The organism is Maribacter sp. (assembly GCA_020629415.1).
Lineage (GTDB): Bacteria > Bacteroidota > Bacteroidia > Flavobacteriales > Flavobacteriaceae > Maribacter > Maribacter huludaoensis.
Map to the genome: position 1 here is coordinate 1 of JAHDDL010000033.1, position 7,933 is coordinate 7,933.

The window sequence follows — 7,933 nt, forward strand, 5'->3', positions numbered from 1 at the left end:
TTAGGCGTTACATTCGTCCAAGTTTGTCCGCCATCTTGCGTTAAAGAAACTACGCCATCGTTGGAGCCCGTCCAAATCAATCCTTCTTTTATTTTAGATTCCCTAATAGAATATAAAGTGCTGTAATATTCTTCACCTGTGATATCCCTAGTGATCGGGCTCCCCGAGTTTACTTGTTTGTCGGCTTCAAAAGCGGTTAGATCTGGCGAGATGGTTTTCCAAATAACCCCGTCATTTCTGGTCTTATGTACAAACTGTGAGCCCATATAAACAACATCTGGATCATGTGGTGAAACATGAATTGGTGCTACCCTTTGAAATCTATATTTTAGGTCTTTAGGATTGTGCCCATAGATGTTGGATGCTCCAATAGAGTATTCCCTGCCAACTCCCGTAATCTTGTTATAAACACTAAAACGACCTTTACAGTTATTGTAAACAATATTGTGATTGCCAGGTTTAGGAATAGTGGGTCCGGTTTCACAACCACCTACATCTATCATGGTCTGCGAGCTTCCTTGTACCGCTGTTGCACTTGGAGCAGAACTAGGTATGGCTATCGTTGTGTTATCTTGTTGCGCGCCATAGATCCAATATGGATATTGATCATCCACAGCAACTTGATAGATTTCTGCGGTAGGTTGATTGAATTGAGAAGACCAGGTTTTACCTCCGTTATGAGAAACATTGGCACCGCCGTCATTACATTGTATCAACAAATCTGGATTGTTTGGGTTCAACCATATATCATGATTGTCACCATGTGGTACGGACATCATTGTCCATGATTTTCCACCATCTGTAGATTTTAAAAGTGGATTGGCATTGGAATAGACAATATCAGGGTTTGTTGGGTCTAGTTCTATGTTGGTATAATAAAAAGGTCTATTTACAAGACCTTTATTGCTTGATGTCTGTACAAAACTTTTACCCTGATCAATAGATTTGTATACTCCGCCCTCATCACCAGGAGCTTCAATTACTGCATACAGAATACTTGAATCCACGGGGGATACGGCTAAATCTATTTTGCCGATCAAACCCTGCGGCAATCCCTCTTCCAGTTTTATCCAGTCCTTACCTCCATTGACCGATTTATAAATACCACCTTCTTTATTTTCACCACCAGAGATGATGGTCCACGGAGTACGTTGTGCTTTCCATGCGGCAGCGTAAAGCACATTAGGATTTCCCGGTAACAATTCTAGATCGGCAAATCCGGTAGTATTGGATATATGCAACATTTTTGTCCAAGTAGTACCACCATCAACAGTTTTGTAAATACCACGCTCTTCATTTGCCTTAAATGCATTACCAATAGCGGCCACCCAAACTACATTACTATTAATAGGGTCAATTTCTACCGCTCCGATCTGTCCTGCATTTTTAAGTCCTATATGACTCCAAGTTTTACCACCGTCTATAGATTTGTACATGCCTTTACCACTGATGATATTACTTCTTAATCCATCAGAACCTGTACCAACATATATAATATTAGGGTCTTTTAGCGCAACTTCAATGGCACCTATGGAGGGAGTATCAAAAAATCCATCAGATATATTGTTCCAAGTTGTGCCGTAATCATCGGTTTTCCATACACCAGCACCAGATGCACCTAAATAGAAGGTACCTGGTAACATGGGTGTACCTGTAACCGTAGTTACACGACCACCTCTTTGCGGACCAATAGTTCTATATTCCAGTGCAGAAAAGTCTTGAGATAAAAGTGTTGTGGTCAGTAAAATAAACGATACGGAAGTAAGGTAACGAAATAGCGTTTTCATTTTAGTGTACAGATAGGTTGGTTAAAACCTAAAGTTACTTAAACTTGAACGTAAAACATACCTAAAAAATCATTTTTGCGATTTCCATAATTGAAGGGTTTCTTATTGAGATTAGACCATATCTGAATAAGTAAAATTTGTGTTTTATAATGAAACTAAATGAATAAGCTTACTTATCCGCTTCTTTTAGCTTGTCATTTTCCCAGATGCCACTGATAACAGAACCTTCTTTTTTATGAAAAATGCCTTTACCGTTGCGTTTGTCATCTTTCCATTGCCCTTTGTATTTTTCCCCATTGGGCCAAAAATAAGTGCCTTCACCGTTTCTCATATCATTTTTATAGCTGCCAATATAATATTGCCCATCTGCCCAATAAAAAGTACCATTACCTTCGCGTAAATTGTCCTTCCATTCGCCCTCATACCTACTGCCCGTTTCCAAAACGGCAATACCTATACCATTGGCCTTATTATTTTTTACCTGTCCTACATAATGTAGTGCAGTACCTTTTTTACTGGTAAAACTTAAATATTCGCCAAAAGATTTGTTGTTCAACTGCTGGCGCATATTACTTATTTGTACACGCGCCTTTTCTAGTGCAAAACTTAAGGAATCAATACTTCTGATTTCGCTTTTAGTAACCGAAGCGATAGCAGAAGAATCAACAGCTGTTTTTTCGGTCTCCTTTTCAGCGACATTTACACTACTATTCTCCATTAACTTTTGTGCAAGAGCAATACGTAATGGTATAACGGTATTCAATTCTTCATGGTTTTGTAAGGTGTTATTATAAGACTCAATGGCCTTATTATAATCACCCTTCATTAACACGGAGTCAATTGCAACTAACTCTTTATTGCCAGTAACCAATACATCTAGTTCTTCTTTTGCCTTACTGCCCTCTCCAATTTCATTTTCAAGCGAATTTGATTTTATGCCAAAATAAATTACCATTACAGTAAGGATAGCAAGTAAGCCGTATAACGTAATATCCTTTTTCTTCATACTCTTTTAATTGCGGTACCTATCTAGTCCGTTAAATGAATTTCTGGAAGTTTGTTCTTAACCTTTCTAAAATCTGGAGAAAAGTAAACATGAAAGCGCATTGCCCAACTATGTTTAAAAAATCCGCCATTGGATAAATCTTGACCCTGTGAATACATGGCACCCGCAGCCACAGTCAACCTAGGTGTTAGTATATAACCTAAGGTAGTTGTAAGTCGTAAATCTTCCATAGGGCTGGCCACTACAGCTTTTCCACTCTGCATAATCAATTCTGCCTCTGGAGCTACGTACAATGTTTTTGGTTTTAACTTATGATTGTTCAATGGAATTTTCATTCTGAACATGTAACGCCATCTATTTCTAAAAATATACTCGCTATTCTCGGCAAAACCTTGGGTCCATCTATGTTCTATACGAATACGGTGATAAATCATCATACTTTCCAAAGCCTGTGCAAATTGATACTGATGCCAAATACGCCATTCGGGCACTAAATTACGGTCAGTTGAAGCTTCGTCGGTATTAAAGTTCAAACGAAGTACACCACCTAAACGTACATTGAAATATTTAGAATGTATATATCCAATTGCATGTCTGTTATAGACTTGGGCTACCTGACCTACAAAAGGAGTGTCTTCTGTTTCGGCTAATCTTAGGTGCGTTTGTGCGTCCCAAAACAAACGTTTGCCAATTCTAATATTTCCATAGGTGTTGATCCAGGTTTTAGTAGTGAGGTCTTTATATTTAGAATACTCGGGTAATACCTCTGGCTCATCTTCTTGTGAAATACCCTGAAAAGCCGATAGGAAGCAAAACAAAAACAACCCTTTTATTATGTATGTACCAAACGATTTCATAGACTATTGCTTTGTGTTTTGTACATTCAACATTTCTAAAATTACTGTAGGGTCCTTTTCTTTTTTCAGCTTACGTTCCAGCTTTTTGGTATCCTTATCTTTCAACATTATTACCGTATGGTACGTGGCGTTAATCTGCTCATCTAAATTGGTGGTGTTTTCACATGTAAGCGATTGTTCTATTTGCTCTAAGAAATAGGGCTCCAGAATTTTAGTGTAAGCAGCTGTTATTCGTTTTTTTATGTCTTCATCCATTAAGGTTGCCATAAACGGATTCCAGATACGATCGGTATATGAATCTTCTATGGTACTTTTATATGTGGCCATTTTAGAAACCGTTACGGATAATTCATTTAAATTTTTTAAACAGGTAACTGTACTTCTAGCCGCCGTTAATCTGTTTTGGGCAGATTTTACTTTAGAATAATCGTTCAGGGTTGTGCTTGCAAACGATTTAATTTGCTTTAAAGCATTCGCATATTTCAGTGGTATGCTATCTTTATTTATTTCAATAAAAGTGACAAGTGAATCATTTTGTAATATGATTTCTTCTTCTAGATTTGCCAACTCATTTTGTCTTTTCTCTTGGGCCAGTGTTTCTTTTACTTCATCGGCAATTGCCAAAATACCGTCATACCCCATTTTTGCTATAGCTTGGAGATTTTCAATGTTTGAGTTAGATGGGTCAGTTAAAGAAGTAGTTGGAATAGAATATAATTTGGACGACATAACACTATCTATCTGCATCTCAATATCGATTTCAGATTTTGGCATTCCTGTGGGAAAAACATGATTCATTAGTTGCTGACGTGATGTATATTCTAAAATTCCTAAAGAATCATAACTTACAATTTCTTGAATAGGTTTAAGATAACTTTCCTTAAGGTAAAGTACCGTATTGTATTGATATGCCGTATTGGCATCAGATAATTTTAATATATTAAGTTGTGAATTATGCAATATAGACTCACTTAACTCAGTAGCTTTTTTATAGTAGGAAACCAAACTATCTACTTTTAACATATCTAATGAATCTAATGGGTAATAGGGAACTTTTACTTTAAATTCCGGAAGAAATTCAGATTTACCCAATTCTGACAAAATGTTGTCTACCTCTTGATAACGCGCTGCATTTTGTTTTAAAAGTTCAGGTAAACTGTTGTGGTGAAGAATATCAACATCTACTTGAGATAATTGAATTTCCAGTGCTTTAATATAACCTGCATCAAGATTTATAACTTTAGTTCTACCATTATAATCTTGGTAAGCTTTGATAGTTTTATGGTCATTATCATCATCAACCCTAATTGATTGTAAAATACCATCCCTAAAATACCAGCTTTCAGATTGGTCCATTCCATTTGTTGGAAATAAAGACCACTCATCATGAGCCAAGCCGTCTCGTAAAAACCGTCCTATTAACGTGTAGTTTTCATTATTAATACTGAAATTCTGTTGTGGCACACCATCATTAAAAGAAACCACACTTTTAAATAAAGTGCTGGAAATTTCAGAATCTTCTATTTGTTCCTCTAGTATAGTCCATTTACCATTGGGTTTCCCCATTTGAATTTTACCGCTGGCAGATTTCTGTATACCACTAACTAGAACACGATATTGGTAATCAATAACCTCAGATTGACTTTTGGAATTAAATTCCCCAAATTGAAATTTCCACGGTCCGTTTGCGGTACCATCAACAAAAGCACCTTTAAATTGAAAAGAATAATCTTGCTTTTGTAACAATTCTTGAAGATTGGACCGTAATACCAAAAAATCTCCATGCAGTACGGTATCGTTATCAACAAGCTTGTAAGAAAATGTTGCCTTACCGTTATACTTTCCTATCTGTAAAGGACCGTTGTAAGTCTGAATTTCTTGAGCTTTCAAAGGAATGCCGATTCCAATGATAGCGAATACAAGAAATTGTAGTAATAGTTTGATAATTAGCCTAATCATCCCGCAAAAAAACAAAAATAGATTCAGACTAGTAAATAAGAAGCGTTAGATTTTTAGGTTTTTATTAAATGTTTTTAAACAATTGAGAATGAATCAATAAAAGTTCTTAAAGTTTGTGAAATTACCAATCAATTGGGAAGTAATCCTTTAAAAATTTGCCACACCAATGCTTACCGGTATTTATACCGTCAAACAATGGATCCATAACTCTGGCTGCACCATCAACAATATCTAGCGGAGGCTGAAAATCATGTACTTCTTGTTTCTTTTTCGCTAATTCCGCTGGATCCTCATCGGTAACCCAGCCGGTGTCCACAGCGTTCATAAAAATACCATCTTTTGCAAGTTCGCCAGCTGCGGTATGCGTTAACATATTCAATGCGGCCTTCGCCATATTGGTATGCGGATGGCGCGATTCTTTAAAGAAACGGTGGAATTTACCTTCCATGGCCGTAACGTTGATAATATGTTTTTGCCCGGTGTTTTCTTTTTTCATCATTTCTGCCAAACGATTGCACAGTACAAAAGGTGCAACGGAGTTGACCAATTGAACCTCGATCATTTCAGTAGTTTCTATCTGCCCTAATTTTAGTCGCCAGCTGTTGGTTTTACGTAAATCTACTTGTTGAAGATCGGCATCTAATTCGCCAGTTGGGAAAACCTCCTGGGCAACCAATGCATTGTCAAAACTATACGGTATTTGTGATAGTTGAGCGGAAGCTCTTAAACCAATGCCAGGTTCTGGTCCGTGCCATGTAACCGGCATGTTTTGATTTGGTGATGCTTTTGAGCTGAATGTTTTAAGCTCTTCCAAACAGCTTTCATGGTCGCTTAAAACCATTTGGGCAAATTTTGGCAGGGATGAGAATTCACGCTCTTCGTTCTCCATTAAGTGCTGGTAGAATCCTGCTGGTCTACGTACTGTTTGCGCAGCATTATTGATCAAGATATCAAGCTTATCATATTGCTGTTCTACAAAATTGCAGAAGATTTCTACACTGGGTATATGGCGCAAGTCTAGGCCATGAATTTTAAGTCGGTGCCCCCACTCCATAAAATCTTCCTCTTTGGAAAAACGTAATGCAGAATCTACAGGAAAACGTGTGGTAGCTATGACCGTTGCGCCTCCACGAAGTAACATTAAGGTAATATGATAACCAATTTTTAAACGTGAACCGGTAATCACCGCTACCTGACCTTTAACATTTGCAGTCTGAAATCTTTTGGCATAGTTGAAATCGCCACAATCTGTACACATGGTATCATAAAAATGGTGAAGCTTTGTAAACTCGGCCTTACACACATAACAGTTTCGAGGGGTAGTAAGCTCCGGCAAATCTTTACTGGCCAATTCGGCTGCAGGTAGTAATTTTGGCGCAACAAAGACATGGGCTTCACGCGCACTACGAATCCCCGTTTCTTTACGGGCATGTTTGTCACGAACAGCCTGCTTTCTTTTTTCATTTCTTTTGGCGTCCTTTACCCGTTTAGCAAATTCTTGTTTGCTAGGGCGAGATAATTGACCGGCAGCTTTAATTAAGGCAATACGTCTATCTTCGGGAATTTCAAAAATCTGGTTGGTGTCGTTTACCAATCGATTTAAAATGTCAATACAACTTTCAATCTCGTTTAAGTCGATTTCTGTTTCTTTATACTTCTGTTCTTCCTTCATGATACTACCTTAATAAGGGCAAAAATACTAACAATGCTCAAAGTACGGTAATGCGTACTTTCTTCTTTTTTAATCGGGTGTTGTTCAATTTATTCGCAAGTTCTTTTGATAGACTTTTAGGTACCGCAACAAAAGCGCAATCTTGCTTTAGTTCTATATCTCCCAATTGGTCTCTATTTAAGTCGCCTTGCTTAAAGAAAAGTCCCGCTATATCACCTTTGGATATTTTATCTTTTCTTCCGCCAGAAATAAATAAGGTTTCCCAAAACGGATCACCTAATTTTTTTGAGGGATTGATTTTAATTGGGGTCGATGCTTCAATAAACTCGGGTAATTTTTCCTTATCCCATTTTAAAACATAGGCTGTTCCCAATTCATTTACACGTGCAGTTCTACCGTTACGGTGGGTAAACTCTTCTATGCGATGCGGTAATTCGTAATGAACAATGAATTTTAGTTCGGTAATGTCAATGCCCCTAGCGGCAAGATCAGTTGCCACTAGAATTCTGCTACTGCCATTTCTGAATTTAATAAGCGCACGTTCGCGATTTCGTTGTTCCATACCACCCGAAAAGCATTCGTGCAAAATACCTTGCTCGCTTAAAAAAACGCTTACACTTTCAATACTATCCTTGTAATTACAGAAAATAAT

5 protein-coding genes and 1 pseudogene are annotated in these 7,933 nt (G+C 37.5%); all 6 read right to left on the reverse strand.

Annotated elements, in window-relative coordinates:
- Positions 1–1,787: pseudogene (locus QZ657_RS13030) on the reverse strand (hypothetical protein); the annotation flags it as partial.
- A gap of 169 nt (positions 1,788–1,956) precedes the next feature.
- Positions 1,957–2,793 carry an MORN repeat-containing protein gene (locus tag QZ657_RS13035; RefSeq protein ID WP_291960801.1) on the reverse strand — a complete coding sequence of 279 codons (837 nt, stop codon included), beginning with the start codon at positions 2,791–2,793 and terminating at the stop codon, positions 1,957–1,959.
- A 23-nt stretch (positions 2,794–2,816) separates the two neighbouring features.
- Positions 2,817–3,650 (reverse strand): DUF2490 domain-containing protein, encoded by an 834-nt coding sequence (locus tag QZ657_RS13040; protein ID WP_291960799.1) that lies wholly within the window; start codon positions 3,648–3,650, stop codon positions 2,817–2,819.
- Between the two features lie 3 nt (positions 3,651–3,653).
- Positions 3,654–5,609, reverse strand: coding sequence for a hypothetical protein (locus QZ657_RS13045; RefSeq protein ID WP_291967392.1), 1,956 nt, complete (start codon positions 5,607–5,609; stop codon positions 3,654–3,656).
- 121 nt (positions 5,610–5,730) lie between these two features.
- A complete protein-coding gene (locus QZ657_RS13050) occupies positions 5,731–7,281 on the reverse strand; it encodes an SDR family NAD(P)-dependent oxidoreductase (RefSeq protein WP_291967394.1) in 1,551 nt (516 codons plus the stop codon).
- A gap of 37 nt (positions 7,282–7,318) precedes the next feature.
- The coding region (locus QZ657_RS13055) for a helicase-related protein (protein ID WP_291967396.1) at positions 7,319–7,933 on the reverse strand (615 nt) is incomplete at its 5' end.

Excerpts from the sequence above, each read along its gene's own strand:
- QZ657_RS13035 (WP_291960801.1), bottom strand. The coding sequence starts at position 2,793 with ATGAAGAAAAAGGATATTACGTTATACGGCTTACTTGCTATCCTTACT.
- QZ657_RS13040 (WP_291960799.1), bottom strand. The coding sequence starts at position 3,650 with ATGAAATCGTTTGGTACATACATAATAAAAGGGTTGTTTTTGTTTTGC.
- QZ657_RS13045 (WP_291967392.1), bottom strand. The coding sequence starts at position 5,609 with ATGATTAGGCTAATTATCAAACTATTACTACAATTTCTTGTATTCGCT.
- QZ657_RS13050 (WP_291967394.1), bottom strand. The coding sequence starts at position 7,281 with ATGAAGGAAGAACAGAAGTATAAAGAAACAGAAATCGACTTAAACGAG.